Origin of the sequence: Streptococcus sp. VTCC 12886, assembly GCF_049893425.1 — a bacterium.
Lineage (GTDB): Bacteria > Bacillota > Bacilli > Lactobacillales > Streptococcaceae > Streptococcus > Streptococcus suis_AA.
On sequence record NZ_JBMVJB010000011.1, the window covers coordinates 23996 to 49612 of the forward strand.

General features: G+C 41.3%; 21 protein-coding genes, 1 other RNA gene and 3 pseudogenes. 18 read left to right on the plus strand and 7 right to left on the minus strand.

Features of this window, described 5'->3' with window-relative positions; translation table 11 throughout:
* Positions 1 to 62 precede the first annotated feature (62 nt).
* Positions 63 to 2033 (plus strand): transketolase, encoded by a 1971-nt coding sequence (tkt, locus tag ACPC57_RS04770; protein WP_434066413.1) that lies wholly within the window; start codon positions 63 to 65, stop codon positions 2031 to 2033.
* A 397-nt stretch (positions 2034 to 2430) separates the two neighbouring features.
* Here tkt and ACPC57_RS04775 read toward each other — a convergent pair.
* A pseudogene (locus ACPC57_RS04775) lies at positions 2431 to 3763 on the minus strand (Nramp family divalent metal transporter).
* Between the two features lie 413 nt (positions 3764 to 4176).
* On the opposite strand from ACPC57_RS04775, the gene tadA reads away from it, so the two are divergent.
* The 9 genes from tadA to ACPC57_RS04820 all read left to right on the plus strand — a co-directional run bounded on the left by tadA (position 4177) and on the right by ACPC57_RS04820 (position 11084).
* On the plus strand, positions 4177 to 4689 hold the full coding sequence (gene tadA, locus ACPC57_RS04780) for a tRNA adenosine(34) deaminase TadA (protein ID WP_434066414.1): 513 nt from the start codon (positions 4177 to 4179) through the stop codon (positions 4687 to 4689).
* Positions 4690 to 4728: 39 nt separating this feature from the next.
* Positions 4729 to 4824, plus strand: an RNA gene (gene ffs / locus ACPC57_RS04785) — signal recognition particle sRNA small type.
* 324 nt (positions 4825 to 5148) lie between these two features.
* A complete protein-coding gene (locus ACPC57_RS04790; RefSeq protein WP_434066415.1) occupies positions 5149 to 5691 on the plus strand; it encodes a hypothetical protein in 543 nt (180 codons plus the stop codon).
* Between the two features lie 81 nt (positions 5692 to 5772).
* Positions 5773 to 7122: a glucose-6-phosphate isomerase gene (locus ACPC57_RS04795; RefSeq protein ID WP_434066416.1), complete on the plus strand. Its 1350-nt coding sequence runs from the start codon at positions 5773 to 5775 to the stop codon at positions 7120 to 7122.
* 65 nt (positions 7123 to 7187) lie between these two features.
* Positions 7188 to 7928 carry a metallophosphoesterase gene (locus ACPC57_RS04800; RefSeq protein WP_434066417.1) on the plus strand — a complete coding sequence of 247 codons (741 nt, stop codon included), beginning with the start codon at positions 7188 to 7190 and terminating at the stop codon, positions 7926 to 7928.
* A gap of 75 nt (positions 7929 to 8003) precedes the next feature.
* Positions 8004 to 8702 carry a 2,3,4,5-tetrahydropyridine-2,6-dicarboxylate N-acetyltransferase gene (gene dapD / locus ACPC57_RS04805; protein ID WP_434066418.1) on the plus strand — a complete coding sequence of 233 codons (699 nt, stop codon included), beginning with the start codon at positions 8004 to 8006 and terminating at the stop codon, positions 8700 to 8702.
* A 9-nt stretch (positions 8703 to 8711) separates the two neighbouring features.
* Positions 8712 to 9839, plus strand: a complete 1128-nt coding sequence (locus ACPC57_RS04810; RefSeq protein ID WP_434066419.1) for an N-acetyldiaminopimelate deacetylase — start codon at positions 8712 to 8714, stop codon at positions 9837 to 9839.
* Positions 9840 to 9880: 41 nt separating this feature from the next.
* Complete coding sequence (locus ACPC57_RS04815) at positions 9881 to 10423, plus strand: 5-formyltetrahydrofolate cyclo-ligase (protein WP_434066420.1); 543 nt, start codon at positions 9881 to 9883, stop codon at positions 10421 to 10423.
* The gene (locus ACPC57_RS04820; RefSeq protein WP_217374521.1) at positions 10407 to 11084 is read left to right on the plus strand and encodes a rhomboid family intramembrane serine protease; all 678 of its coding nucleotides are present in this window, start codon (positions 10407 to 10409) and stop codon (positions 11082 to 11084) included. The genes ACPC57_RS04815 and ACPC57_RS04820 overlap by 17 nt, the downstream gene beginning before the upstream one ends.
* Before the next feature lie 99 nt (positions 11085 to 11183).
* Here ACPC57_RS04820 and ACPC57_RS04825 read toward each other — a convergent pair.
* The 3 genes and pseudogenes from ACPC57_RS04825 to ACPC57_RS04835 all read right to left on the minus strand — a co-directional run bounded on the left by ACPC57_RS04825 (position 11184) and on the right by ACPC57_RS04835 (position 14590).
* Positions 11184 to 12534, minus strand: a pseudogene (locus tag ACPC57_RS04825) (MFS transporter).
* 97 nt (positions 12535 to 12631) lie between these two features.
* Positions 12632 to 13531, minus strand: coding sequence for a UTP--glucose-1-phosphate uridylyltransferase GalU (gene galU / locus ACPC57_RS04830; RefSeq protein ID WP_130554229.1), 900 nt, complete (start codon positions 13529 to 13531; stop codon positions 12632 to 12634).
* A 42-nt stretch (positions 13532 to 13573) separates the two neighbouring features.
* On the minus strand, positions 13574 to 14590 hold the full coding sequence (locus ACPC57_RS04835) for an NAD(P)H-dependent glycerol-3-phosphate dehydrogenase (RefSeq protein WP_434066421.1): 1017 nt from the start codon (positions 14588 to 14590) through the stop codon (positions 13574 to 13576).
* Between the two features lie 469 nt (positions 14591 to 15059).
* Between ACPC57_RS04835 and ACPC57_RS04840 the strand changes: the two genes are divergently transcribed.
* From ACPC57_RS04840 to ACPC57_RS04850, 3 genes are read left to right on the plus strand one after another with little or no spacing between them, the layout of a single operon-like run.
* A complete protein-coding gene (locus ACPC57_RS04840) occupies positions 15060 to 15506 on the plus strand; it encodes a MarR family winged helix-turn-helix transcriptional regulator (protein WP_217374524.1) in 447 nt (148 codons plus the stop codon).
* Positions 15499 to 17205, plus strand: coding sequence for an ABC transporter ATP-binding protein (locus ACPC57_RS04845; protein WP_434066428.1), 1707 nt, complete (start codon positions 15499 to 15501; stop codon positions 17203 to 17205). The genes ACPC57_RS04840 and ACPC57_RS04845 overlap by 8 nt, the downstream gene beginning before the upstream one ends.
* Positions 17206 to 18990, plus strand: a complete 1785-nt coding sequence (locus ACPC57_RS04850; protein ID WP_217374525.1) for an ABC transporter ATP-binding protein — start codon at positions 17206 to 17208, stop codon at positions 18988 to 18990.
* An 88-nt stretch (positions 18991 to 19078) separates the two neighbouring features.
* On the opposite strand, the gene ACPC57_RS04855 is transcribed toward ACPC57_RS04850, so the two are convergent.
* The 3 genes from ACPC57_RS04855 to ACPC57_RS04865 form a co-directional block, all read right to left on the minus strand.
* Positions 19079 to 19873, minus strand: coding sequence for a formate/nitrite transporter family protein (locus tag ACPC57_RS04855; protein WP_130554224.1), 795 nt, complete (start codon positions 19871 to 19873; stop codon positions 19079 to 19081).
* Positions 19874 to 19953: 80 nt separating this feature from the next.
* Entirely contained in the window at positions 19954 to 21189 is a 1236-nt protein-coding gene (locus ACPC57_RS04860) for an NAD(P)H-dependent oxidoreductase (protein ID WP_434066422.1), read from the minus strand.
* Between the two features lie 14 nt (positions 21190 to 21203).
* Positions 21204 to 21806: an NADPH-dependent FMN reductase gene (locus ACPC57_RS04865; protein WP_434065110.1), complete on the minus strand. Its 603-nt coding sequence runs from the start codon at positions 21804 to 21806 to the stop codon at positions 21204 to 21206.
* A gap of 128 nt (positions 21807 to 21934) precedes the next feature.
* Here ACPC57_RS04865 and ACPC57_RS04870 point away from each other — a divergent pair, with 128 nt between their 5' ends.
* The 5 genes and pseudogenes from ACPC57_RS04870 (at position 21935) to ACPC57_RS04890 (ending at position 25498) form a co-directional block, all read left to right on the plus strand.
* The gene (locus tag ACPC57_RS04870) at positions 21935 to 22294 is read left to right on the plus strand and encodes a YbaN family protein (RefSeq protein WP_130554221.1); all 360 of its coding nucleotides are present in this window, start codon (positions 21935 to 21937) and stop codon (positions 22292 to 22294) included.
* 230 nt (positions 22295 to 22524) lie between these two features.
* Positions 22525 to 22968 (plus strand): dUTP diphosphatase, encoded by a 444-nt coding sequence (locus tag ACPC57_RS04875; RefSeq protein WP_024388517.1) that lies wholly within the window; start codon positions 22525 to 22527, stop codon positions 22966 to 22968.
* A gap of 75 nt (positions 22969 to 23043) precedes the next feature.
* A pseudogene (locus ACPC57_RS04880) lies at positions 23044 to 23507 on the plus strand (histidine phosphatase family protein).
* Between the two features lie 6 nt (positions 23508 to 23513).
* Positions 23514 to 24881 carry a DNA repair protein RadA gene (radA, locus tag ACPC57_RS04885; RefSeq protein ID WP_130554220.1) on the plus strand — a complete coding sequence of 456 codons (1368 nt, stop codon included), beginning with the start codon at positions 23514 to 23516 and terminating at the stop codon, positions 24879 to 24881.
* Between the two features lie 122 nt (positions 24882 to 25003).
* On the plus strand, positions 25004 to 25498 hold the full coding sequence (locus ACPC57_RS04890; protein ID WP_217374527.1) for a beta-class carbonic anhydrase: 495 nt from the start codon (positions 25004 to 25006) through the stop codon (positions 25496 to 25498).
* The last annotated feature ends 119 nt before the right edge of the window (positions 25499 to 25617 follow it).

A 25617-nucleotide genomic window follows, 5' to 3' on the forward strand; every position in this document is an offset into this window, starting at 1 on the left:
TGACAGACATAGAAAACGCTTTATGGTATAATGAAAACATGACTTTATAAAAGGAGAAAAACATGTCAAATCTTTCAGTTAACGCCATCCGTTTCCTTGGTATTGATGCCATTGAAAAATCAAAATCAGGCCACCCAGGAATCGTTATGGGTGCAGCTCCTATGGCCTATAGCTTGTTTACAAAAGAACTTCATATCAACCCAGCACAACCTAACTGGATCAATCGCGACCGATTTATCTTGTCAGCAGGACATGGCTCCATGCTTCTTTATGGCCTCCTTCATTTGTCAGGATTTGAAGATGTCACAATGGACGAGATCAAGAATTTCCGTCAATGGGGCTCTAAAACACCTGGTCACCCGGAATTTGGTCACACAGCCGGTGTAGATGCTACAACTGGTCCTTTGGGGCAAGGGATTGCTTCAGCAGTTGGTTTTGCTCAAGCAGAACGTTATCTCGCTGCTAAATATAACCGCGATGGCTTCCCAATCTTTGATCACTATACTTATGTGATTTGCGGTGATGGGGACTTGATGGAAGGTGTTTCCTCAGAGGCTGCTTCTTATGCTGGACTCCAAAAATTAGAAAAACTCATCGTTCTCTATGATTCAAATGACATCAACTTGGATGGTGAAACGAAGGATGCCTTTACAGAAAGTGTTCGTGCACGTTACGATGCATATGGTTGGCATACAGACCTCGTAACAGATGGTACAGATGTAGATGCCATCTTTGCGGCTATTGAAAAAGCAAAAGCTGCTGGTAAACCATCACTTATCGAAATCAAGACAGTTATTGGTTATGGTTCGCCAAATAAAGCTGGAAGCAATGCGGCTCACGGTGCTCCTCTTGGTCCAGAAGAGGCAGAAGCAACTCGTAAGGCACTTGATTGGAACTATGCTCCGTTTGAAATTCCAGCTGAGGTCTATGCGGATTTCAAAGCTAATGTAGCTGACCGTGGAGTAGCTGCGTATGATACTTGGGTGAAATTGGTGGAAGACTACAAAGTAGCACATCCAGAATTGGCTGCAGAAGTAACAGCTATCTTGGAAGGTCGTGAATTGGCTGAGTTGACAGAATCTGATTTTCCTGTCTATGAAAATGGTTTCTCACAAGCAACTCGTAATTCATCACAAGATGCGATAAATGCAGCAGCGGCTGTATTACCAAATTTCTTTGGTGGTTCAGCTGACTTGGCACACTCAAATATGACTGTCATTAAGGGGGAAGGACTTCAAGACTCTGCTAATCCTCTGAATCGTAATATCCAATTCGGTGTGCGTGAATTTGCTATGGGTACTATCTTGAATGGTATGGCAGCACACGGTGGGCTTCGCGTTTTCGGTGGGACCTTCTTCGTCTTCTCAGACTATGTGAAAGCAGCAGTTCGTTTGTCAGCCCTTCAAGGTCTTCCTGTGACTTATGTCTTCACGCATGACTCAATTGCAGTTGGTGAAGATGGCCCAACTCACGAGCCAATCGAGCACTTGGCAGGACTTCGTGCCATGCCAAACCTCAATGTCTTCCGCCCAGCAGATGCGCGTGAAACACAGGCGGCTTGGTACTTGTCATTGACCAGCAAATCAACACCATCAGCCCTTGTTCTCACTCGTCAAAACTTGACAGTTGAAGAAGGAACAGCCTTTGACAAGGTTGCCAAAGGTGCTTATGTGGTCTATGAAGCAGCAGGCTTTGATACCATCCTTCTTGCATCTGGTTCAGAAGTGAACTTGGCTGTAAAAGCTGCCAAAGAACTAGAAGCAGCAGGCACTAAGGTTCGTGTGGTTTCTGTGCCATCTACTGAGCTCTTCGATGCACAAGATGCAGCTTATAAGGAAGAAATTCTTCCAAATACCATCCGTCGTCGCTTGGCCATTGAAATGGGTGCAACTCAAAGTTGGTACAAGTATGTCGGTCTTGATGGTAAAGTCCTTGGTATCGACAGGTTCGGTGCATCAGCTCCAGCACAAACAGTTATTGACAACTACGGCTTCACAGTAGAAAACGTAGTGAAATTGGTTGGCGAATTGTAATAAAGTCAGAAACAGCCTTTCGGGGCTGTTTTTCAAGTTCGTTTCAATTGTTATGGACAATACTGTGCGATTTTGAACATTGATACTCTTCGAAAATCAACATTATCCGTTGTCAAGAGCCTTTATGAATGAAAAGCTCCCAGCCTGTAACCTTGAAATGAGGTAGTAATAGAGTTCTATCTTCGGCTTAATGACGCGAACACAGTTCGCAATATTTCTAGCTCCAACTATCTCCTAGATAGTTGAAACTAGGCTACTTTTGATTTTCCTTGAGTATGATAATCAAAAAAAACGCACAATGATTATTCTAATGGAGAGATATCATCCTGCGTTTGTGTTTAGCATTTTAATTGTAGTTGCCTTTTGGTTTAAAAAATAAATAGGGAAATAAAATATTCTACAGAACGTCATAGATAAGTTTGAAGTTGAGTAAGGTTAATATGAAAGCCACAAGGTAGCCGAAAAGAGTGTTCCAACGGGCATTAACCATATTTCCCATTATTTTAGGGTTAGACGTAAAGTAAACAAGTGGAAAGATAGAAAATGGCAGAGCAAGTGAGAGGAATACTTGTGAATAGACAATTAGTTGATCTAGAACGGCTTCTTTATCCCCGTAAAATACAGCTGCAATGACTACTGGTAATAAGGCTAAGAGTCGAGTTGTTAATCGGATACTCCATTGTGGGAGTTTGAGGTTAAGAAAGCCTTCTGTGACAATCTGTCCAGTCAGTGTTCCTGTGATGGTTGAATTCTGGCCACTAGCCAATAAAGCGACTGCAAATAAAGTTGATAAGAAGCCGCTAGCAATACTCCCTGCAACTGAGGAGTCATTGAGTGCATTATACATTTGTGAAAAAGCACTGATATCACTAGAGTGTCCATAAAATAGTGTGGCTCCAAGAATGAGAAGTAAAGAATTGACAAAAAATGCTAGGCTTAGTTGTAAGTTTGAATCCCAACTCATAAAGCGTACCGCTTCAGAGATTGACTTATTATCTTCATAATTTACTTTCCGTGTCTGTGAAATGGACGAGTGCAGATAGAGATTGTGTGGCATGACTGTAGCGCCAATGATACCGAGAGCTAGAGTTAGTTGGCTATTAGTAGTAGTTTGATGAAGGTTGAATATAGAGAGATGAGGAAGATATCCGTGTAGAATCCCTGAAAAACTAGGTTTGGACAATGCTACTAGATAAATGAAAATACCTAAAATAGTTAAAATTAAGGTTGTTACCACGGCTTCTATTTTTCGAAAACCCAATTTCATCAGTGACAAGAGTAAGAAGACATCCAGTATGGTAATGAGAATGGAGAACAGTAATGGCCAGCCAAAGAGTAAATGAAGAGCAATACCAGAACCAATAACCTCAGCCAAATCAGTCGCCATTAAGGCTAATTCTATGACAATAAACAGCAGATAGCGTAGCCAACTAGGTAAATGTGTTGCTGTCATTTGGGCTAAATCTTGGCGAGTAACAATACCTAACTTTCCGGCCATTTGTTGCAGTTGCATGGCAATAAGAGAAGATATCAAGATAACAGATAATAAAAGGTATTTATAACTGGCACCACCTATAACACTAGTAAACCAGTTTCCTGGATCCATATAACCAACAGCTACTAGTGCTCCAGGTCCTAAAAATGCCTTTAGAGTCTTGAAAAAAACCACCATTTTTTGGAACAGCAATACTTTGATTTACTTCACTAAGCGATATTTTTGTTTTTTTCATAATGTTACTTCTTTCTGATGAAAGATATTATAACAGAAAAAAATCAATTTGTTAACAATGTTTAAATTATTTATTTGGCACACCTAAAATTTCAGATGCTAACGAATCCAATATGCAATAAAATAGAAATTATTGTACCTAGAGTAATTGATTTCTTGCATTGGATGGGAAAAAGAGAAGGAGTTCGATTTGATTTTGTAGCTTTAAGTCGGAAGATAATTTGCGTCACTTTTAAGAACTTAAATCATCATCTGAGTATATGAGGTTACTGGCTTAGCCATCAATTCGATTCTTCAAAGTTGGAGAGGGTATCTCGCTAAAGTATGGTTACTTATTCTCAAGTATCTTTATTTCTTTTTCGAAATTTCCATTAGCGAAAGAGTTCGTTTCGGATTTTCTGATATAATAGACCTATGCACTATACAGACGAAGAAAAAGAATATTTTATGAGACAAGCCTTAGAAGAGGCACGAAAATCCCTTGAAAAAGATGAAATCCCAATCGGTTGCGTTATTGTGAAGGAAGGGCAGATTATTGGTAGAGGCCACAATGCTCGTGAAGAGCTGAATCAGGCGATTATGCATGCTGAAGTTATGGCGATTCAAGAGGCTAATCGTGTTGAGGGGAATTGGAGGTTGCTTGGGACCACACTTTTTGTGACAATTGAACCCTGTGTCATGTGTAGTGGGGCTATTGGTCTCGCACGCATTCCAAGGGTGATTTATGGAGCAACCAATCAAAAGTTTGGTGCTGCTGGGAGTCTTTATGATATTTTAGCGGACGTCCGTCTGAATCATCGAGTAGAGGTGGAAAAGGGAATATTGGAAGAGGAGTGTGCCCAAATCATGCAAGCTTTTTTCAGACAACGTAGGGAGAAGCAAAAAGCTGATAAGCTGGCTACTAAATCCCAAGTGGATCAATCCTAATCGACTCTCCACTTGCATTCTAGTCAAATTGTGTTATAATAATATTCGGAGCAACATTCGTGCGTGAAGCGGGTCAGGGGAGGAATCCAGCAGCCCTAAGCGAATTCGAGTGTGTGCTCTTTTTGCGTATAGTCTAAAAACCCTTTGAAATCAAGCTTTTGGAGGGTTTTCTTTGGCTTATTTTTAGAAATAGGGGCAAAATAGGGGCAGTCAAATCAAACCACGTACGAAAGTGGCCAAGCTACAATAACCCAACCCATAACAAAAAGAATAAAAGTCAGGTACTGTCAGGGGGTAGGCGGTTTGAAGTATTCTTTGGCCCTTATTGTTCGAATTCTTTTTCATGGTCACATAACATGTTGTGTTTGAATTAATAACAGACGGCTCTGTTTTTCGAATATTATTAAGAAAACTTTTGGACTGCTCTGCTATTCTATTGAAAAAGAAGGAGGAAAGTCTATGTTTGTATTTGCCTTTCCAGGTATGGGGAAAACAACTCTTGCTAAGAAATATAGCAGAGTGGTGGACTTAGAGATGTCCGATATAAAATACGATAATAGTAGTGTACAGCATTTGAGTAAGGAAGAACGAAAATCAACGAAGCGTCCTTTAAAGGATAAGCGCTATAAAACAATCTATGTGGATAAAGCATTTAGTCTCCACGAGGATGGAAAAGTTGTTTTAGTAGCACTGAATTTTTTAGCCAGAATGCTAGTTGCAATGATAGTACGTGGTGGGGTCTTGTTTCATATTTTCATTCCACATCCGTTTTTAAAAGAGGAATATCGGCAACGCTATATTTCTAGAGGAAACAACCAACGCTTTATCTTTGAGGTTATGTTTATTTGGTACATCGCTTTGATTCCACTGTATATGCTAGCTAAGCTATTTCCCTACTGGATTACTGTAACACACGCTGGAGAGACCCTAGAGGATTATTGTAAACGCGAAAATTTCATAGAATTTTTAAGAAAACCCAAAATTACGCAAACCATTTCATGAAAATGAATGAAAATTGATAAATTCCTTGAAAAATACCTGATAAAGCGTTATCATATTATGGTATACAAATGGAGGAAAAACATGACACATATTACATTTGATTATTCAAAAGTCTTAGGCCAATTTGTTGGTGCACAAGAAGTTGACTATATGCAACCACAGGTTACATTGGCTGACCAAATGCTTCGTCAAGGTACAGGTCCTGATAGCGACTTTATTGGCTGGTTGGATTTGCCAGAAAACTATGACAAAGAAGAATTTGCTCGTATCAAGAAAGCAGCAACTAAGATCCAAAATGAAAGTGAAGTTTTGGTGGTTATTGGTATCGGTGGTTCATACCTTGGTGCCAAAGCAGCGATTGACTTTTTAAGCAATTCTTTTGATAATTTGCAAACTCGTGAAGAACGCAAAGCGCCACAAATCCTTTACGCTGGAAATTCTATCTCATCAAGCTACCTTGCTGACTTGGTTGACTACGTGGCGGATAAAGATTTCTCTGTTAACGTGATTTCTAAATCAGGTACAACAACAGAGCCTGCGATTGCTTTCCGTGTCTTTAAAGAATTGCTTGTGAAAAAATACGGTCAAGAAGAAGCTAATAACCGTATCTATGCTACAACAGATAAAGCCAAAGGTGCTGTAAAAGTGGAAGCAGATGCAAATGGTTGGGAAACTTTTGTTGTTCCAGATAACGTCGGTGGACGCTTCTCAGTATTGACAGCAGTTGGACTTTTGCCAATCGCAGCATCTGGTGCAGATATTGATGCTCTTATGGAAGGTGCAAATGCTGCCCGTACGACATTTACATCTGATAAAATTGCTGAAAACCAAGCATACCAATATGCTGCAGTGCGTAACATTCTTTACAGAAAAGGTTATGTAACAGAAATCTTAGCTAACTACGAACCATCGCTTCAATACTTCAGTGAATGGTGGAAACAGTTGGCTGGTGAATCAGAAGGTAAGGATCAAAAAGGTATCAATCCAACATCTGCTAACTTCTCAACAGACTTGCACTCTCTTGGACAATTTATCCAAGAAGGAAACCGCAACATCTTTGAAACAGTTGTTCGTGTTGACAAACCTAGAAAAAATATTCTTATCCCTGAAATGGAAGAAGACCTTGATGGTCTTGGCTACTTGCAAGGAAAAGACGTTGACTTTGTAAACAAAAAAGCAACGGATGGTGTGCTTCTTGCTCACACAGATGGTGGCGTACCAAACATGTTTGTGACTCTTCCACAACAAGATGAGTTCACACTTGGTTACACCTTCTACTTCTTTGAATTGGCTATTGCTATCTCTGGTTACCTCAATGCTATCAACCCATTTGACCAACCAGGTGTAGAAGCCTACAAGAAAAATATGTTTGCTCTTCTTGGTAAACCAGGATTTGAAGAACTTGGTGCAGAATTAAACGCACGTTTGTAAGAAAACCGAACTGATCGGAAACGGTCAGTTTTTCTTTACTTATTAAATGTGGTAGAATAGAGTCTATGAAAAATGAATTTTTTGTAGTGGGTGATGTCCATGGAGAGTTTGAGCTCCTACTAGATATTTTAAAGAAATGGGATGAAGAGCGACAAACGCTAATTTTTCTGGGAGATTTGATTGACCGTGGAGAAAATTCAAAGGCCTGCTTAGAACTGGTTTGGCAGTTGGTTCGCGAAAAGGGAGCCATCTGTCTGACAGGTAACCATGAACGTATGTTTTTAGCTTGGTTGCGGGATCCCTTGGAACGCTATGATCATTACCGGAGGAATGGTGGCGATACGACCATTAATTCTCTTCTTGGGCGTCCCTTGGATACACCTGTGGATGGCTTAATAGATGCCAATGCGGTGATGGAACAATACGAAGAATTGATCAACTTTGTCAAAACATGCCCTTACCATGTAGAAACCGAGCACTATATTTTCGTTCATGCGGGTGTGGATCTGACCTTGCCTGATTGGCGAAAAACTAGTAATCATGATAAGGTTTGGTTACGCACCCCTTTCCATGAGGCTGAAAATACCACAGGAAAAATGATTGTCTTTGGACATACACCTGTGTATAACCTCTTTCAAACTCAACTTCGCATTAGTCAAATTTGGACTAGCCCAGATGGTAAAATTGGGATTGATGGTGGAGCTGTTTACGGCGGAGTTCTCCATGGAATTGTACTGGATGACACTGGTCTGGTAAAAGATAATATTATAGGTGCTATATATCCAAGGAAACATAAGAGTGATTAAGAAAACAAAATTTACCAAAATTTTCTGAAAATTTTGATATAATAGAAAAAATATTATTTTTAGATTGGAATCATTATGACTGCACAAAAAATGACTGCACAAGAAATCATTGCCTTTATCGCTAATGCGGTGAAAAAAACAACTGTGAAAGTAACTTTTGAAGGGGAATTGGCTGGTCCTGTTCCTGCAGAAGTGACAAAACTTGGCAATGTCCTCTTCGGTGACTGGAAAGACGTCGAGCCACTTTTGACAAACTTGACTGAAAATGTAGACTACGTGGTTGAGCAAGACGGCCGCAATTCAGCTGTGCCCTTGTTGGACAAACGGAACATCAATGCTCGTATTGAACCAGGTGCAATTATTCGCGACCAAGTGACGATTGGCGATAATGCCGTTATCATGATGGGTGCCATTATCAACATCGGTGCAGAAATCGGTCCAGGAACTATGATTGATATGGGTGCTATTCTCGGTGGCCGTGCAACGGTTGGTAAGAACAGCCACATCGGTGCAGGTGCGGTCCTTGCTGGTGTCATCGAGCCAGCTTCTGCAGATCCAGTTCGTGTTGGTGACAATGTCTTGGTTGGTGCCAATGCTGTTGTTATCGAAGGTGTGCAAATCGGTAGTGGCTCTGTTGTCGCAGCGGGTGCCATTGTGACCCAAGATGTACCTGAAAACGTTGTGGTTGCAGGTGTACCAGCCCGCATCATCAAGGAAATTGATGCCCAAACTCAACAAAAAACAGCCTTGGAAGAGGCTTTGCGGATACTCTAAGAGGTAGCTATGCTAGATTTAATTGCAACACGGCGGGCCCTCCACCAGATTCCAGAGGTGGGTATGGAGGAGTTCAAGACCCATGCCTTTCTTATGGAAACTATAGAGGGGTTGCTTCAAGACTGCTCTTTTTCCCAAGTTCGCACGTGGGAGACGGGTATCTTGGTTTATCTGACAGGATCTGCTCCTCAAAAAACGATTGGTTGGCGGACGGATATTGACGGTCTGCCAATTGTGGAGGAAACGGGCCTGGACTTCAAGTCCCTCCAACCAGACCGGATGCACGCCTGCGGACATGATTTCCACATGACCATTGCCTTGGGGCTTTTGGAGAAAATGGCAGAGCAGCAACCGAAAAATAACCTACTCTTCTTGTTTCAGCCTGCAGAGGAAAATCTAGCAGGTGGCATGCTGATGTATGAAGCGGGAGCTTTTGGGGATTGGTTGCCAGATGAATTTTATGGGCTCCATGTCCGACCAGACCTCAAAGTCGGTCAAATGGCCACCAACCGTGCGACCCTCTTTGCTGGGACCTGTGAAGTCAAGATACGGTTTACAGGAAAGGGTGGTCACGCAGCATTTCCCCATACCGCCAATGACGCCTTGGTGGCAGCCAGCTACTTTGTGACCCAGGTTCAGTCAGTGGTGAGTCGAAATGTCGACCCAATCGAGGGGGCTGTGGTGACCTTTGGCTCCATGCACGCGGGAACGACCAACAACGTTATTACCGAAACAGCCTTTTTGCATGGCACCATTCGGGCCTTGACCCAGAGTATGAGCCTCTTGGTGCAAAAACGAGTGCGTGAAATAGCAGAAGGAATTGCTCTGTCCTTTGGAGTAGACTTGGAGATCGAACTTAATCCTAGCGGTTATCTGCCTGTGGAGAACAATCCTCAGTTGGCGGATGAACTAATGACTTATTTTGAACAGGTTGATGGTGTGGAAATGATTGACTGTCCACCTGCCATGACGGGTGAAGACTTTGGCTACCTGCTCAACAAGGTTCCAGGTGTTATGTTCTGGCTGGGTGTGGATACGCCTTATCCCCTTCACAATCCTCGTCTCAGTCCCAAAGAGGAAGTGCTTCCCTTTGCTGTGGATAAGTTGAGCGATTTTTTGAAAACGAAAGCAAATTAGACTGGGTTTTCCAGTCTTTTTCTGAAAGAAAAGGAGTTTCTGTGGATAAAAAAGAAATTCGGAAAGAAGTGCTAGGGACTTTGCAAGGACTAACGAGTAGTCAACGAGCAAGATGGAGTCAGCAACTAACAGAAAGGCTCCTTTCCTCTGACACCTATAAGTGCTCAAAGTCGCTTGGGACCTACCTTTCTATGGGACATGAGTTCGATACTAGTTACTTGATTGAACAGGCTCAAAAGGATGGAAAATACATTTTCATTCCTAAAACCTATTCACAAGGACGCATGGATTTTGTAGAATATAATCCTGATGATTTGGTTAAAACAAGGTTTGGAGTTTGGGAACCTGGGACTTATTCACAATCTGTGGATAAGTCTGTGATTAACTGGATTCATGTCCCTGGATTGGCATGGAATCAAGTAGGGTTTCGGGTTGGCTATGGGGCAGGGTTTTATGACCGCTACTTGTCAGATTATCAGGGGGAGACGGTATCGACCTTGGGCTCTTTCCAGTTATATGATTTTGAACACCAGACATTTGATATCCCAGTAAAGGAGTTGTTGATTTTTGAAGAATCTTTTTGATAAGCGCTACCCTGTGACCAATGGCTTGTTGGCAGTTACGGCTCTTGTTTTTCTATTTATACAAATATTTCGCTTTGGTCAGACCACTACAGCCTATACGATTTTTGAATTCGGTGGTATGTATGGTGAAGTAGTGCGTTATGATCCGACTCAGTTGTGGCGCTTGGTTTCACCTGTTTTTGTCCACATTGGTTGGGAGCATTTTCTATTCAATGGTATTACTTTACTTGGTTTAGGTTATCAATTAGAAGGGCTTTTTGGGTCCCGGAGGTTCTTTCTTCTCTATCTATTATCTGGTATTATGGGGAACCTTTTTGTTCTCTTCTTTACACCAGATGTGGTTGGCGCAGGTGCGTCGACCTCGCTCTTTGGCTTATTTGCAGCCATGGCCCTTTTGAGAAAATTTAGTCGTAGCCCTTATTTACAAGTTCTTGGCCAACGTTACATGCTTCTTCTAGGACTGAACTTGGCATTAGGCCTTTTTACCCCATCCATTAGCATGGCGGGACATATTGGAGGAGCGATTGGTGGTTGTTTAGTCGTTATTTTTTTACCGCCGCTTACAGAGAAAAATTTATTTACTGGGAGACAGGTTTTTTACAGTTTCATTGGTTATTTGGGTTTGTTTGCTTTGCTACTGGGCATATTCTATTTCATGTAAAAAAAACTAGCGGATGCTAGTTTTTAAGAGAAGTCGTTAGAATTGTTTTCTGACGGCTTTTTCATTTGAAGATAAAGAATTGTAACTATCCAATCTTTTTCAGGAATTTTTGCTGAGCTGTTGGAATAGATTAATGAAGAAGAAGTAGATAATGACGACTAAGAATAGCTGTAGAGAGAAGACACGTTGGACTCCTTCGGTCAAATTTTGGCTACTATTTGCAAGGACAGAAGCAATAGCTGTTCCTAAAGCACCTGCAAATTGTTGCATCATTTGAAAAATAGCTGTGGCATCTGCTTTCTTTTCTTGAGGGAATGTGGATACTGAAACGGCCAGGGTATTGTTAAATGCCATGTTTCTTCCAAAGGTGAATACAATATAGGTTGCTGCCAAACTGAAGAGTGTCAATGTTACAGTGAATAAGGCCATGATAGAAAGAGCTATGGTAAATAATGTATTCCCAATATATAGTGAAGGTTTTGGTCCTTTTAAATCATAGAATGTGCCAAAAACAGGGGCTAGGATGGCTCCCAAAAGAGTACCTGGCAGTAATGAGAATCCTGCTAGAGTGGAACTTGCCCCTTCGCTACAATTAAAAAGTTTGGGATAATAAAGTTTGAACCTAAATTAGCAAATTGATAAATAAAGAAGGGAATTAAACCAAGCCAAACGGTTGGTACTTTCAAGACACGAATATCAAGAAATGGTTTAGGGATAGTCAGACTTCGATGGATAAATGCGGCCAAGCTAAGGATGAATACAGTTAAATATATCCAATTTATTTTACCTTCTTCTAGACTTGTAATTGCTAGAAGCGACGTAATTAGCGCAAGAGCTAACAGTATGAAGGACGAAATATCAAAAGGACGTTTCTCACTTTTTTGGCTATTTTCTATGTAGAGATGGTTTAGAACAAAACAGATAAGAGGGACGGGTAGGATAAAGATGAAAATCTATTGCCAGGGAAGGCGTGCAATCATAAAACCGCCATAGGTAGGGCCGAAAGCAGGTGCTAAACTCATAATCAGACCGCCGATCCCCATATAGGTTCCAATTTTTTGAGGAGGAATTCGGTCTAAAATGAGAATGAACATCAATGCCATTCCAATCCCAGTTCCTAATCCTTGTAAGGCGCGTCCTACGATCATGATGGAGAAGCTAGGGGTTGCAAATGCCAAGATTGTGTCCGATGTGAACAGAATGAGAGAGGCATTTAAAATAGTTTTTTCTTTAACATTTTGCTGCAAAGTAGCACTGACAGTCATTGATATTGCAACAGCTAAAAGGTAGATGGTTGTAATCCATTGGAGACTTGACAGTGGCAAGTGATAAACTTTTTGTTTGGTAGGAATGTCACATTCATACTCGTTTCTGAAAGAATACCTGAAAATCCTAGCAGAGCGGTGGCAACAATGGACATGGTTGTGTTTCTGGAAACAGTGTCATTCATTGGGAGAATCCTTCCGTTTCTATTCATTAAAAAAGGGTAGCACGAAGTTGGCTACCACCTTTGCAATCCAATAGTGTTGACTATTTGGAATTTGACGTTATTTTTTTGGTTTATCTAACTGTTTACCTAATTCAATGAGGTATTGTTTCAAGTCATCTTTAACCTGAGGATGTTGCAAAGCATAATCGATAGTTGTTTTGATGAAACCGAACTTGTCACCAACATCGTATCGGTTACCTTTAAATTCGCGGGCAAATACACGTTGCGTTTTGTTTAGTGTATCAATGGCATCAGTCAGTTGAATCTCATTACCTGCACCTGGTTTTTGGTTTTCTAAAATTCCAAAAATTTCAGGTGTAAGTAAGTAACGACCGATGATAGCAAGATCAGAAGGAGCATCTTCAGGTTTTGGTTTTTCCACAAATGTATCTACGCTGTATAGACCATTGATGCCTTCTCCTTGAGGGGCAATGACACCGTAGGCAGAAACTTCTTCATGAGGGACACGCATAACAGCAATCGTTGAAGCATGTATTTGTTCGTAGTCGTTCATCAATTGCTTGGTCAATGGTACAGCTTTTGTATCTGTGATGTCCATTACGTCATCACCCAGCATAACGACAAATGGTTCGTTCCCTACAAATGCTTTGGCTTGAAGAACTGCATCTCCGAGTCCACGTGGGTGGCTTTGACGAATGAAGTGGAGACGAATCCCTGTTGTTTCATCAACAAGTTTCAACAAATCATTCTTACCTTTTTCTTTAAGGTTGAATTCCAATTCAAAATTTGAATCGAAATGATCCTCGATAGAACGTTTTGATTTACCAGTTACAACTAAGATATCTTCAATACCAGAACGAAGTGCTTCTTCAACGATAAATTGAATAGTAGGTTTGTCCACAATCGGTAGCATTTCTTTGGCGAGTGCTTTTGTTGCTGGAAGGAAACGTGTTCCCAATCCTGCAGCAGGGATGACTGCTTTTCTAACTTTTTTCATAGTTCATATATTCCTTTGTGCAATTATTTTCAACTAAAAGAATTAGTGCCATTCATTTTCATGGCGGAACTCACCGGTCATGATTTCCTTAATGGCATCCTCAATATTAGCTCCTTGGTAGATGACCTTGTAGATCGCTTGAGTTATTGGCATATAGACACCTAGTTCTTGTGCTAATTCATAGGCAGCTTTGGTTGTCGAAATTCCTTCGATAACCATCCCCATATTGCGCTCAACGTCCTCCAGTTTTTCGCCACGACCGAGCTGGTCACCGGCTCTCCAGTTACGTGAATGGACAGATGTACCGGTAACAATTAAATCACCGACACCAGAAAGGCCACTATAAGTTAAAGGATTAGCCCCCATAGCAACGCCAAGACGTGTGATTTCAGTTAAACCACGGGCGATAATGGCTGCCTTGGCATTGTCTCCATAGCCCAAACCATGTAAGGCACCCGCACCAACTGCGATAATGTTTTTCAGAGCACCTGCTGTTTCTACACCAATGACATCATTATTAGTATAAAGGCGGAAGTAACGATTACTAAATAGGTTTTGAACGTAGGTTGCTACCTTCATATCTTTTGATGCGGCAGAAATCAGTGTTAAATCACGAACGATTGTTTCTTCTGCATGGCTAGGACCTGATACAACTACGATTTCGGAACGAAGTTGTGCTGGAATTTCTTCTTCTAAAACCTCAGACAAACGTTTGTGACTATCAGGTTCCAATCCTTTAGAGGCATGCATGATAACGACTTTGTGTTTGAGCACTTGCGCAACTTGTTTCGCCACCAGTCGAGTTACCTTGGTTGGGACAACAAAAAGAACAGCATCAACTCCGTCAAGAGTCTCTGATAGGTCTTTGTATGCCTTAATTTTTTCATCTAGAACAATATTTTTAAAATATCGAGTATTCGTATGTTTTTTATTGATTTCATCAATTTGTTCGGAAATATTTCCCCAAATACGTACCTCATGTCCATTATCGTTTAAGACTTGAGAGAGAGCTGTTCCCCATGATCCAGGACCAAGAACGGCAATTTTTTGTTTTTCCATGACCTCTCCTTGCATAGATTGTTACTAATATTATATCACAAGTAGGTATATTCTCACAGAAAAATCATTGGCTGACTTTAATTCAATTGTTGTGCAATTATGGTGGTTCATTTGGGAGAGCCTCAAACAGGAGGGATGGTAATATGAGGTGGAAGAGAGTGAGGAATGTACGGAAAATGAAGAACGAATTACTTCTAGAAAGTCAAATTGTATTGCAATAAATTGGAATTAGAGGAAGACATAACCGAGTCCTATTTTAAACGTAGTATAAAAAATAGATTTTGATAAAGGTTGTTAAAGCCATTATAAACGAAATGGAAAAATATAAAATATAAATCTTTTTTTTGCTGTTTTTCAGTTCTATGGGATCACTTTTTCAAATTAATGAAAAAAAGAGAGCAGTAGACTTGACATTAGTTCTCTTAGGAACTATAATAATCAGCGTGCTAACAAAAAAGGAGGGTTCTTGATGTCACATATGGCAGACTTACGACATGTTTTTCATCAGTTAGAATACTTGAGTGAAAAGATTGCAAAACACTATGGTGTTGAGCATTTGGCTGGTCCGCAGGGTCATGTCTTACACTTTTTAGGTGATCATATGGATAAGGAAATTTTTGTAAAGGATATTGAAACTGAATTGAAAATATCTAAGTCTGTCGCCAGTAACTTGGTTAAGCGTATGGAAAAAAATGGCTTTGTTCAAATCATTCCATCTGTGGTAGATAAGCGTTTTAAGCAAGTTGTTTTGACACCATTGGGTCAAGAGAAGTTGCAACCATTAAGGGACTGGCACCAAGAAATGTCGGAATCACTTTTTAGGGGAATCCCTCGGGAAGATTTCCAATCAATGATTCGGCTGATTCATCAGCTGAAGGAGAATATTAAACAGTATAAGGAGAATAATGATGTTTAAAAATGCAACTCTACGCTACAAGTGGCATGCATTGACATCGCTTGTGCTAACATCCATTGTTGTTATTACAACACTTTTGCAACCAAGTTATCTCAAAGATGTCTTGACGGCAGTTTTGTTAAATGATCAAGATGAGATTTTTCGGGTTGGGAAAATTCTTTTAGTGATTGCCGGAATTGGTTTGCTTGCTGGACTCGCAAATACAATTATTGCAGCAAAAATTGCCCAAGGAGTATCTGCGGATATTCGAGAAAATACCTTCCGAAAAATTCAAAGTTTTTCATATGCAAATATCGAAGAGTTTAATGCTGGTAATTTAGTTGTCCGAATGACAAATGATGTTACGCAAATTCAAAACCTGACCATGATGCTTTTCACTATTTTATTACGCGTGCCGTTGCTATTTATCGGGGCATTTATTATGGCTGTAAGAACCCTACCAGAACTTTGGTGGATGATCATTGTCATGGTGATTTTGATTGTAGCCATTATGGCCATTGTGATGGGACAAATGGGACCACGTTTTGGAAAATTTCAAACTTTGATGGATCGTATGAATAGCATTGTCAAGGAAAATCTTCGTGGTATTCGGGTGGTAAAATCATTTGTTCAAGAAAAAAATCAATACGATAAATTCAAAGAAGTTTCTAATGAACTTCTGGATTTAAATATTTTTATTGGATATGGTTTTTCAATTCTACAACCATTGATGATGTTTATTTCCTACATGGCTATCTTTGCATCTCTCTATCTTGTTTCAGGGATGGTAGATACAAATTTAGAAGTGGTTGGGGGATTCACTTCATTTATGAGTTACCTGATGCAAATCATGTTCGCAATCGTTATGACGAGCTTTATGGGAATGCAGGCATCTCGTGCAGCTATTTCGATTAAACGGATTGCGGAAGTCTTAAATACCGAACCAGCTATGACCTTTGTAGATGTTCCAGACGAAGAATTAAATGGAAGTATTGTTTTTGATAATGTAACATTTACGTATCCACATGATACAGAGCCGACATTAAAAAATATTTCATTTGAGATTGAGCCAGGACAGATGGTTGGCGTCGTTGGTGCTACAGGTGCAGGTAAATCAACTTTAGCACAACTGATTGCTCGTCTCTTTGATCCACAAGAAGGGAGAATCTTTATTGGTGGTCGTGATGTTAAGGAAGTCAATAAAAATACCCTTCGCAATACGGTCTCGATTGTATTACAAAAGGCTATTCTTTTCTCTGGAACAATTGCGGACAACCTGCGACAGGGTGCTCCAGGAGCAGACTTACTCCGCTTAGAACGCGCAGCGGGGATTGCTCAAGCAAAAGAATTTATAGATCGCCTAGATGAAACCTATGAAAGTAAAGTCGAGGAACGGGGGAATAACTTCTCTGGGGGTCAAAAACAAAGGATTTCGATTGCACGTGGTGTGATTGGTGAGCCGAAGGTACTTGTTTTGGATGATTCGACTTCAGCCTTAGACGCCAAATCTGAGAAGTTGGTTCAAGAGGCTTTAAACCATGAATTAAAAGCGACAACAACGGTCATTGTTGCACAGAAAATTTCATCAGTGATTAAAGCAGATAAAATCCTTGTACTTGACGAAGGACGTCTAATTGGGGAAGGGACCCACGCTGAACTGGTAGCAAATAATGCTGTTTACCGCGAAATATATGAAACTCAGAAAGGGAGAGAAGAATAGATGAAGACTTTACGTTTTTTCTGGTTTTATTTTAAACGCTATAAATTGTCTTTTGCTGTTATTTTTCTGGCAATCGTGGCAGCTACTTATTTACAAGTAAAAAGTCCGGTTTTGCTTGGGGATGCGATTGCAGAGATGGGCAAAATAGGTCAAAGCTATGCTGTTGCTAAGCAAATGGGACAAATTGGTTTTGAAGCGGACTACTCAGATTTTAATAGTATTATGTCCAAACTCTTTCTAGCCTATGCTATGACAGTTATTGCCAACTTAATTTACAGTTTGCTCTTTACTCGTATTATTGCCGACTCTACTAGCCGTATGAGAAAGGGTCTTTTTGGAAAATTAGAACGATTGACTATTGCGTTTTTTGATCGCCATAAAGATGGTGATATCCTTTCTCGCTTTACCTCTGATTTGGATAATATTCAAAATACTTTCAACCAATCATTGACACAGGTTATGACCAACGTAGCCTTATACATTGGTTTGATTATCATGATGTTCCGACAGGATGTTCGATTGGCTTTAGTGACGATAGCTTCAACACCAGTTGCCTTACTTGCTTTAATAGTAATCATTCGTTTGGCTCGAAAATATACCAATCTTCAGCAAGTTGCAGTTTCCAAATTAAATGCCTACATGGATGAAAAAATTTCTGGTCAAAAAGCGATTATCGTCCAAGGTGTCCAAGAAGAAACCATTGATGGCTTTTTAGAGCTTAATGAGGAAGTTCGTCGTACCACCTTTAAAGGTAGATTATTTGGGGGTATCTTATTCCCATTTATGAACGGGATGAGCTTGGTTAACACTGCGATTGTTATTTTTGTAGGTTCAACTATAGTCCTTAATGATAGTTCGTTAGAGGCGGCCGCTGCACTAGGTTTGGTTGTTACCTTTGTTCAATATTCTCAACAGTATTATCAACCAATGTTGCAGATTGCTTCAAGTTGGGCAGAGCTACAGTTGGCTTTCACTGGTGCTCACCGGGTTCAAGAAATGTTTGATGAGACCGAAGAGGTTCGCCCTCAAAATGCACCCTTGTTTACCGAATTAAAGGAAGGTGTTGAGATTAAGAATATCGATTTTGGTTATTTACCAGGTCAAAAAGTGCTTAATAAAGTTTCTATCTCGGCACCTAAAGGGAAAATGATAGCCGTCGTTGGTCCAACAGGGTCAGGTAAGACAACAATCATGAACCTTATTAATCGTTTTTATGATGTAAATAGTGGAAGCGTAGAGTTTGATGGCCGTGATATTCGTGAATATGATTTGGATAGTTTGCGAAATAAAGTCGGTATTGTATTGCAGGAATCAGTGCTTTTCTCTGGTACCATTGCGGATAATATTCGATTTGGTAATGATGATATTTCACAAGAAATGGTTGAAACTGCCGCACGTGCTACCCACATTCATGATTTCATTATGAGTTTGCCAGAAGGGTATGACACTTATGTAACGGATGATGAAAATGTATTTTCAACAGGTCAGAAACAGTTGATTTCCATTGCCCGTACATTGTTGACAGATCCACAAGTATTGATTCTGGATGAAGCAACGTCTAACGTTGATACCGTGACTGAAGCTAAAATTCAAAAAGCTATGGAGGCCATTATTGCAGGACGGACCAGCTTCGTCATTGCCCACCGTCTTAAAACCATTCTAAATGCAGATGAAATCATTGTATTAAAAGATGGTCAAGTCATTGAACAAGGAAACCATAGTGAGTTACTCAAACTCAATGGCTTCTATGCTGAACTCTATCATAACCAGTTTGTGTTTGAATAATATATAGAAAAATAAACAGCCAAGATAAGCAGACCACAATCCTTAAACGTTTAGGACGTGGTTTATCTTGGCTGTTTTTGTGGTAGGCTTACTGCTCAATATGGTTGGTTTTGGTTTGATTGAGCCAAGCGTAGGCGATACCGATAAAGAGACCGGCTCCGAGCCAATTTCCAAAAAAGACCACAATCCATTGACGAAGGATATTGCTCATATTGAAAGCTTCGACATTGCTTCGAGTAGCGTTAAAAGCTAGGAGCATGAAAGATGCGAAATTGGCGACCAGATGCTCATTGATGAGGAAAACGAACATAAAAATGGAGGAAATGATGACAAAGAACTTAGCAGACTGTTCTTTGATGAGCATGAAACCAAGGATTGCCATATTTACAAACATATTAGCCGTGATTCCTTCAATAAAATTGCTCCAGTCAGATTTTCCAAGTTTGATGGTAACGGCATTGACGACAAAGCTCTTATCAGAGAGATTGAGGTAGGAGAAGGACTGATTGAAGAGCCAGGCTAGAATAGTAGCGCCTACAAAGTTAAAGAAAGTACAGTATAGCAGCATCTGTGTCACTTTTTTCCAGGTAATTTGCTTATAGTAGGTACCAGTTGTGAGATACATCATGTTAGATGTGGCTAATTCACCACCAAAAATAAGAACAAAAACCAGCCCAATAGCAAAGATGAAGGTAAAGACAAAGCGCGACAAACTTGGAAATTGACTGGCAATAACGTCTGCTCCGATAATACCGACAGCTGTTGACATAGTCAGGTAGGCTCCTGCATACATAGAACGCAAGGCATAGCGGCCTAGACTTTCGTCAAAAAGGGCTTCTTTTTTTGAAACTGCAGCTGAAATTTTTTCTTGAAACGGTGACATAGGAACTCCTTGTGAAATAATTGTCAATGTTTTGTTTGAAAAATATAGTGGGAAGAGTTCTTCCCACTATATGTGAACGATTAGTGAGCGGATGCACCAGAATCTGCATCTGTCGTTGTGGAAGTAGCAGAGGCACTACCAGCATCTGATGCACCAGAGGTTGCGTCAACATGTGCAGGAGCTGCGGCAGTTCCCGAACCACCAACCAAGCGTTGACCAGTAGCTTCAAGATACCAATCTAGCCATGGTTTGAAATTAAAGATAATTTCATTGATACCAGCGTAGGATCCGTCAGGATAGTACATAGCTTGGTAGTTGTGGGTGTTGATAATTTCAGCAGGGGTACCGGGTACAATGGTACGAACATATTCCTGGTTACCATTACGCAAGGTACCGACAACCCATTCAACATTCTTCATGCGGGCAGGAGGTAGCGTACCGTGGACAGTTGACAGGCGATTTCCTACTTGAGCAGGTACCCGTTTACCCAACATGGTATCAGGTTCTTGGTGCTTATTGTTGTAGTAGAGGAACTGGTTATTATCATCTGCATAGGTCAATTCAAATGGCATCGCATTGAGGAACATATTGAGCTGGTTAACAGTCAACAGACCTTTGTCCAGTTTAACATAGGTGTCTCCCTCAACTGCGTTAACCAATTTAGAAGCCTTTTCTAGCCAATCTGGATCATCGGGATCCACACCAGTGATGGTTGTTGCGATTGGTTTGGTACAGTCTAAATCTTCTGGTGCGATTGGTTTTGGTTTTTTCAATTTAGATACAACACCGACATACTTGATAAAGTTGTCTAGACAGCTTTCTAAGAATTTCACGGTGCCTTCATTGATGATATTGCCCTTATCGTCAAAAGCTTCTTTGGCCTTACCAAGGAGGAATTCATTACCTGGTAGTGTGTAAGCATTGACGCCTGGTGCATCTAAAATTTTCCGTAGGTGAACTTGGGCACGAGAAGTTCCTTGATCGTAGTAAGATGCCCCGACAATCATAACTGGTTTATTTTCGAATGGGTGCAAATTAAAGCTGAGCCATTCCAGAGTACTCTTAAGGGCAGGGGTAATGGTATGATTGTGCTCAGGGGTAGCAATAATGACCCCGTCAGCACGGGTGATTTTGTTGTAAAGGTATTGAATTGCAAAACAATCAGACTGGTCTTCGTCCTGATTGAACATTGGAACATCTTTGATTTCCAAAAGTTCTAGTTCAAACTTCACTTTAAAGTGGCGTTGAATGAATTGCAATAGCATGCGGTTATAAGATTGTTCTGCATTTGATCCAACAATTCCGACAAATTTCATAGTATATTCCTCTCTTACAGGTTTTCCCAATCGAAGTTTTCAGCTTCTTTTTGGAGTATTTTTTTTGCGTTAGACAGCTTGTTAGTCATAGTGACAAAGAGGCGGAAGTCATCAAAGATGGCATCCAGTTTTTGACTAGTTTCTAAATCAATGAGCTCCCCATTGGCATCAAAGGCTTGCAAGGAATGTGACAATAAAAATTCATCTGGTAAGACAGTGGCCTTGAGTTCAGGAGCGTTGAGAATTTGACGTAACTGTAGTTGGGCACGAGAGGAACCAAGTGTTCCATAAGAAGCACCAGTTATCATAACTGGTTTGTTTAAGAGTGGATAGACACCGTATGATACCCAAGCAAGGGCATTCATAAGGACAGCTGGAATAGAGTGGTCATATTCGGGAGTTCCGATGATGACTCCGTCAGCAGCCTCAATTTTTGCGACCAATTCTTTGACAATTTCTGGTAATTCTCGATTGGCTGGTTTATTGAAGATTGGGAGTTCCTTGATTTCAACCAGTTCGATATCTGCCTTATCAGCGAAGTGTTGTTCAATGTACTGCAAGAGTTTGCGGTTGGTTGAGCGAGCGGAGTTTGTTCCGACCAGTCCTAGAAGTTTCATAGCGTCTTTTCTCTTTCCTAAATTTGGTATCTTTATCATACCCATTTATCCAATAAAATGCAAGCGTTCTCTGAAAATGTGATAAAATTTATTAAAAAATTCACGAGTTCTTTTGGTATAATATTAGTATGCAGAAAATATTCTATCTAGTATTTGGTTTTGTTAGTTTGATGGTTGGTGTTATTGGGATTGTTTTGCCGATAGTTCCGACAACCCCTCTTTTACTTTTAGCTGGTTTTTGCTTTGCGAGAAGTTCAAAAAGGTTTGAAAAATGGCTACGTAATACAAAAATTTATCAATTTTACGTATCTGATTACGTTGAGACCAAATCCATTTCCCGCAAACGAAAAAAGCAAATCATCTGGCAAATTTACTTACTCATGGCAATTTCTGTCTGGCTGGCTCCTATTTTATTTGTCAAAATGGGACTGGGACTATTAACAATCTTCATCACTTACTATTTGTTTTGGGTCATACCGGAGAAATAAAGTCAGATTTGAGGGTTGAACATCGTCCTCAAGGATGGAAAAGTGATTGTGCAAGGCAACCATAGCCAGCTCCTCAAGCTCACCGGCTTCTACGCCGAACTCTACCACAACCAGTTTGTGTTTGAATAAAGTTGAAAACCCCAGCCACTAGGTTGGAGTTTTGCTTTTAGCCTGCGAATAAATTATAATAGAGAGCGTATTATGCATGAAGAAATTGAAGGGAAACTATTATGAAAATCCGTGGATTCGAACTGGTCAGCCAGTTTACAGATGAAAACTTATTGCCAAAACGTGAGACAGCTCATGCAGCAGGTTATGACCTGAAAGCTGCGGAGAGGGTCAGCTTGGAGCCAGGCGAGATTAAGCTGGTTCCAACAGGTGTAAAGGCCTATATGCAGGCCAATGAGGTCCTCTATCTCTACGACCGCTCGTCCAATCCTCGCAAGAAAGGCTTGGTTCTGATTAACTCGGTTGGAGTTATCGACGGCGACTACTACGGCAATCCAGCCAATGAAGGTCATATCTTTGCCCAGATGCGAAACATCACAGAAGAAACCGTTGTGGTGGAAGCTGGCGAGCGAATCGTACAGGCTGTTTTTGCCCCCTTCCTTTTGGCTGACGGTGACCAGGCTGACGGCGTTCGGACAGGTGGATTTGGCTCGACAGGGAAATAGACTACTATGCAGATTCTCTTTGTGCGGCATTCCGAGCCCAATTACAGTATGTTTGACTAGCATGATAATCCCCGTCTGTATGCAGGTTTTGGACGGGATTTGGCTCCTTTAACTGAAAAGGGGCGGACTTTAGCTCAGGAAATTGCTAGTAATCCTATCTTTTCCCAAGCTCAAGTAGTCGTCGCTTCAAGCGTCACAAGGGCCTTGGAAACTGCGACCTACGTTGCTCAAGCCCAGCAACGACCTCTTCGGTAGAACCCTTTTTTCATGAGTGGCGACCAGATATGACGGGGCAAAATACCAGTCAAGATGAGGCTGTCTTGGCTCATCGATTATTTTTGGAAAATGGCGGAGCGGTTCCCGAGTCTTCTCCTGCTCGCTATGAGACTGCTGCGGAAATGAAAGAGCGATTTTTACAGGCCCCTGAAAAATACCAAGCCTATGACCGACTTGTTATCGTCTGTCACGATATGCTGACACGCCAGTTTGTTCCCAAAGTAACTTTAGCCTACTGCGAAATCCTAGAATACACTCTATAGGAGGAAATCATCATCGCTAAGAAAAAAACAACCTTTGTCTGCCAAAATTGTGAATACCATTCGCCCAAGTATCTGGGCCGTTGCCCCAACTGTGGCTCCTGGTCTAGCTTTGTCGAGGAAGTTGAAGTCGCTGAAGTCAAGAACGAGCGGGTTAGCCTGACAGGTGAGAAGACCCGTCCCATGAAACTCAATGAAGTTTCCTCCATTCAAGTGGCTCGCACTAAGACCAACATGGAGGAGTTCAACCGAGTCCTCGGTGGCGGTGTGGTGCCAGGGAGTCTGGTCCTGATCGGAGGCGATCCAGGGATTGGCAAATCCACCCTACTCTTGCAGGTTTCGACCCAGCTTTCGACCATTGGTACCGTCCTCTATGTGTCCGGGGAAGAGTCTGCCCAGCAGATTAAGTTGCGGGCGGAACGTTTGGGCGACATCGACAGCGAGTTCTATCTCTATGCGGAGACCAATATGCAGAGCATTCGGACCGAGATTGAAAAGATTAAGCCAGATTTCCTGATTATCGACTCTATCCAAACCATTATGAGTCCTGACATTTCTAGCGTACAAGGTTCTGTCAGTCAGGTCCGTGAAGTGACCAATGAACTTATGCAAATTGCCAAGACCAACAACATCGCAACCTTTATCGTGGGTCACATGACCAAGGAAGGAACCCTGGCTGGACCTCGGACCTTGGAGCATATGGTAGACACCGTTCTTTATTTTGAAGGCGAGCGGCAGCATACCTTTCGTATCTTGCGGGCGGTCAAAAACCGCTTTGGCTCCACCAACGAAATCGGCATTTTTGAAATGCAGTCACAGGGTTTGGTCGAAGTCCTCAATCCTAGTGAGGTCTTTCTGGAAGAGCGTTTGGACGGGGCGACAGGCTCTGCTATTGTCGTGACCATGGAGGGCACCCGCCCTATCCTTGCCGAAGTGCAGGCTCTGGTGACTCCGAGCATGTTTGGCAATGCCAAGCGGACCACGACAGGCTTGGACTTCAACCGTGCCAGCTTAATTATGGCGGTTTTGGAAAAACGGGCAGGCCTGCTCCTCCAAAACCAAGATGCCTACCTTAAGTCAGCTGGCGGTGTCAAACTGGATGAGCCAGCTATTGACCTGGCGGTCGCAGTTGCCCTTGCCTCCAGTTACAAAGATAAGCCAACCAACCCACAAGAGTGCTTTATAGGGGAGATTGGCCTGACAGGTGAAATCCGCCGTGTCAATCGGATTGAGCAACGGATTAACGAAGCCGCTAAATTGGGCTTTACCAAGGTCTATGCTCCTAAAAATTCCCTGACCGGTATCAAGGTGCCCAAGGAAATTACGGTTATCGGCGTGACAACAATTGGCGAAGTTCTGCAAAAAGTGTTTAACTAATAAAAATATTCGGGAGTAACAGATTGTCGCTCCTTTTTTGCGACAAATACAAAAGAATGTGTTAAGCTAGAAGTAGTTATTGTCTGAAGATTTCAGAAATTCTCATTGATATAGGAGGAATTATGTCATATTTTGAACATTTTATGCAAGCTAATAAAGCGTATGTTGATTTACATGGAGATTATCACTTACCATTGCGTCCCAAGACTAGGGTGGCCATTGTAACTTGTATGGATTCACGTTTGCACGTAGCGCAGGCACTTGGTTTGGCATTAGGGGACGCACACATTCTGCGGAATGCGGGTGGGCGAGTGACGGACGACATGATTCGTTCTTTAGTCATTTCCCAGCAACAAATGGGAACGCGTGAGATTGTTGTCCTACATCATACGGATTGTGGAGCTCAGACCTTTACGAATGAAGACTTTGCACGCCATATTCATAAGGAATTAGGTGTAGATGTAACCGGACAGGATTTCTTACCATTTACAGATGTAGCAGACAGTGTTCGTGAGGATATGGAATTGCTTCGCAAATCTCCACTAATTCCAGAGGATGTTGTTATCAACGGTGCTGTATATAACGTGGATACAGGTGTGATGACAGAAGTTAAATAATGCAGAGGGAATCTGGTTGCTCGGATTCCTTTATTTTTTTGTAAATATGCTTGACACTTCTCCTGTTTAGCTGTAGAATTGTGCTACAGAAATAATACAGCTGGAGTTAAAAATGATTT

Excerpts from the sequence above, each read along its gene's own strand:
- ACPC57_RS04845 (WP_434066428.1), top strand. The coding sequence starts at position 15,499 with ATGTTTAAAAATGCAACTCTACGCTACAAGTGGCATGCATTGACATCG.
- ACPC57_RS04865 (WP_434065110.1), bottom strand. The coding sequence starts at position 21,806 with ATGAAACTTCTAGGACTGGTCGGAACAAACTCCGCTCGCTCAACCAAC.
- ACPC57_RS04850 (WP_217374525.1), top strand. The coding sequence starts at position 17,206 with ATGAAGACTTTACGTTTTTTCTGGTTTTATTTTAAACGCTATAAATTG.
- ACPC57_RS04840 (WP_217374524.1), top strand. The coding sequence starts at position 15,060 with ATGTCACATATGGCAGACTTACGACATGTTTTTCATCAGTTAGAATAC.
- ACPC57_RS04860 (WP_434066422.1), bottom strand. The coding sequence starts at position 21,189 with ATGAAATTTGTCGGAATTGTTGGATCAAATGCAGAACAATCTTATAAC.
- ACPC57_RS04855 (WP_130554224.1), bottom strand. The coding sequence starts at position 19,873 with ATGTCACCGTTTCAAGAAAAAATTTCAGCTGCAGTTTCAAAAAAAGAA.
- ACPC57_RS04790 (WP_434066415.1), top strand. The coding sequence starts at position 5,149 with ATGTTTGTATTTGCCTTTCCAGGTATGGGGAAAACAACTCTTGCTAAG.
- ACPC57_RS04890 (WP_217374527.1), top strand. The coding sequence starts at position 25,004 with ATGTCATATTTTGAACATTTTATGCAAGCTAATAAAGCGTATGTTGAT.
- tkt (WP_434066413.1), top strand. The coding sequence starts at position 63 with ATGTCAAATCTTTCAGTTAACGCCATCCGTTTCCTTGGTATTGATGCC.
- ACPC57_RS04875 (WP_024388517.1), top strand. The coding sequence starts at position 22,525 with ATGAAAATCCGTGGATTCGAACTGGTCAGCCAGTTTACAGATGAAAAC.
- ACPC57_RS04835 (WP_434066421.1), bottom strand. The coding sequence starts at position 14,590 with ATGGAAAAACAAAAAATTGCCGTTCTTGGTCCTGGATCATGGGGAACA.
- dapD (WP_434066418.1), top strand. The coding sequence starts at position 8,004 with ATGACTGCACAAAAAATGACTGCACAAGAAATCATTGCCTTTATCGCT.
- ACPC57_RS04795 (WP_434066416.1), top strand. The coding sequence starts at position 5,773 with ATGACACATATTACATTTGATTATTCAAAAGTCTTAGGCCAATTTGTT.
- ACPC57_RS04800 (WP_434066417.1), top strand. The coding sequence starts at position 7,188 with ATGAAAAATGAATTTTTTGTAGTGGGTGATGTCCATGGAGAGTTTGAG.
- tadA (WP_434066414.1), top strand. The coding sequence starts at position 4,177 with ATGCACTATACAGACGAAGAAAAAGAATATTTTATGAGACAAGCCTTA.
- ACPC57_RS04870 (WP_130554221.1), top strand. The coding sequence starts at position 21,935 with ATGCAGAAAATATTCTATCTAGTATTTGGTTTTGTTAGTTTGATGGTT.
- ACPC57_RS04810 (WP_434066419.1), top strand. The coding sequence starts at position 8,712 with ATGCTAGATTTAATTGCAACACGGCGGGCCCTCCACCAGATTCCAGAG.
- galU (WP_130554229.1), bottom strand. The coding sequence starts at position 13,531 with ATGAAAAAAGTTAGAAAAGCAGTCATCCCTGCTGCAGGATTGGGAACA.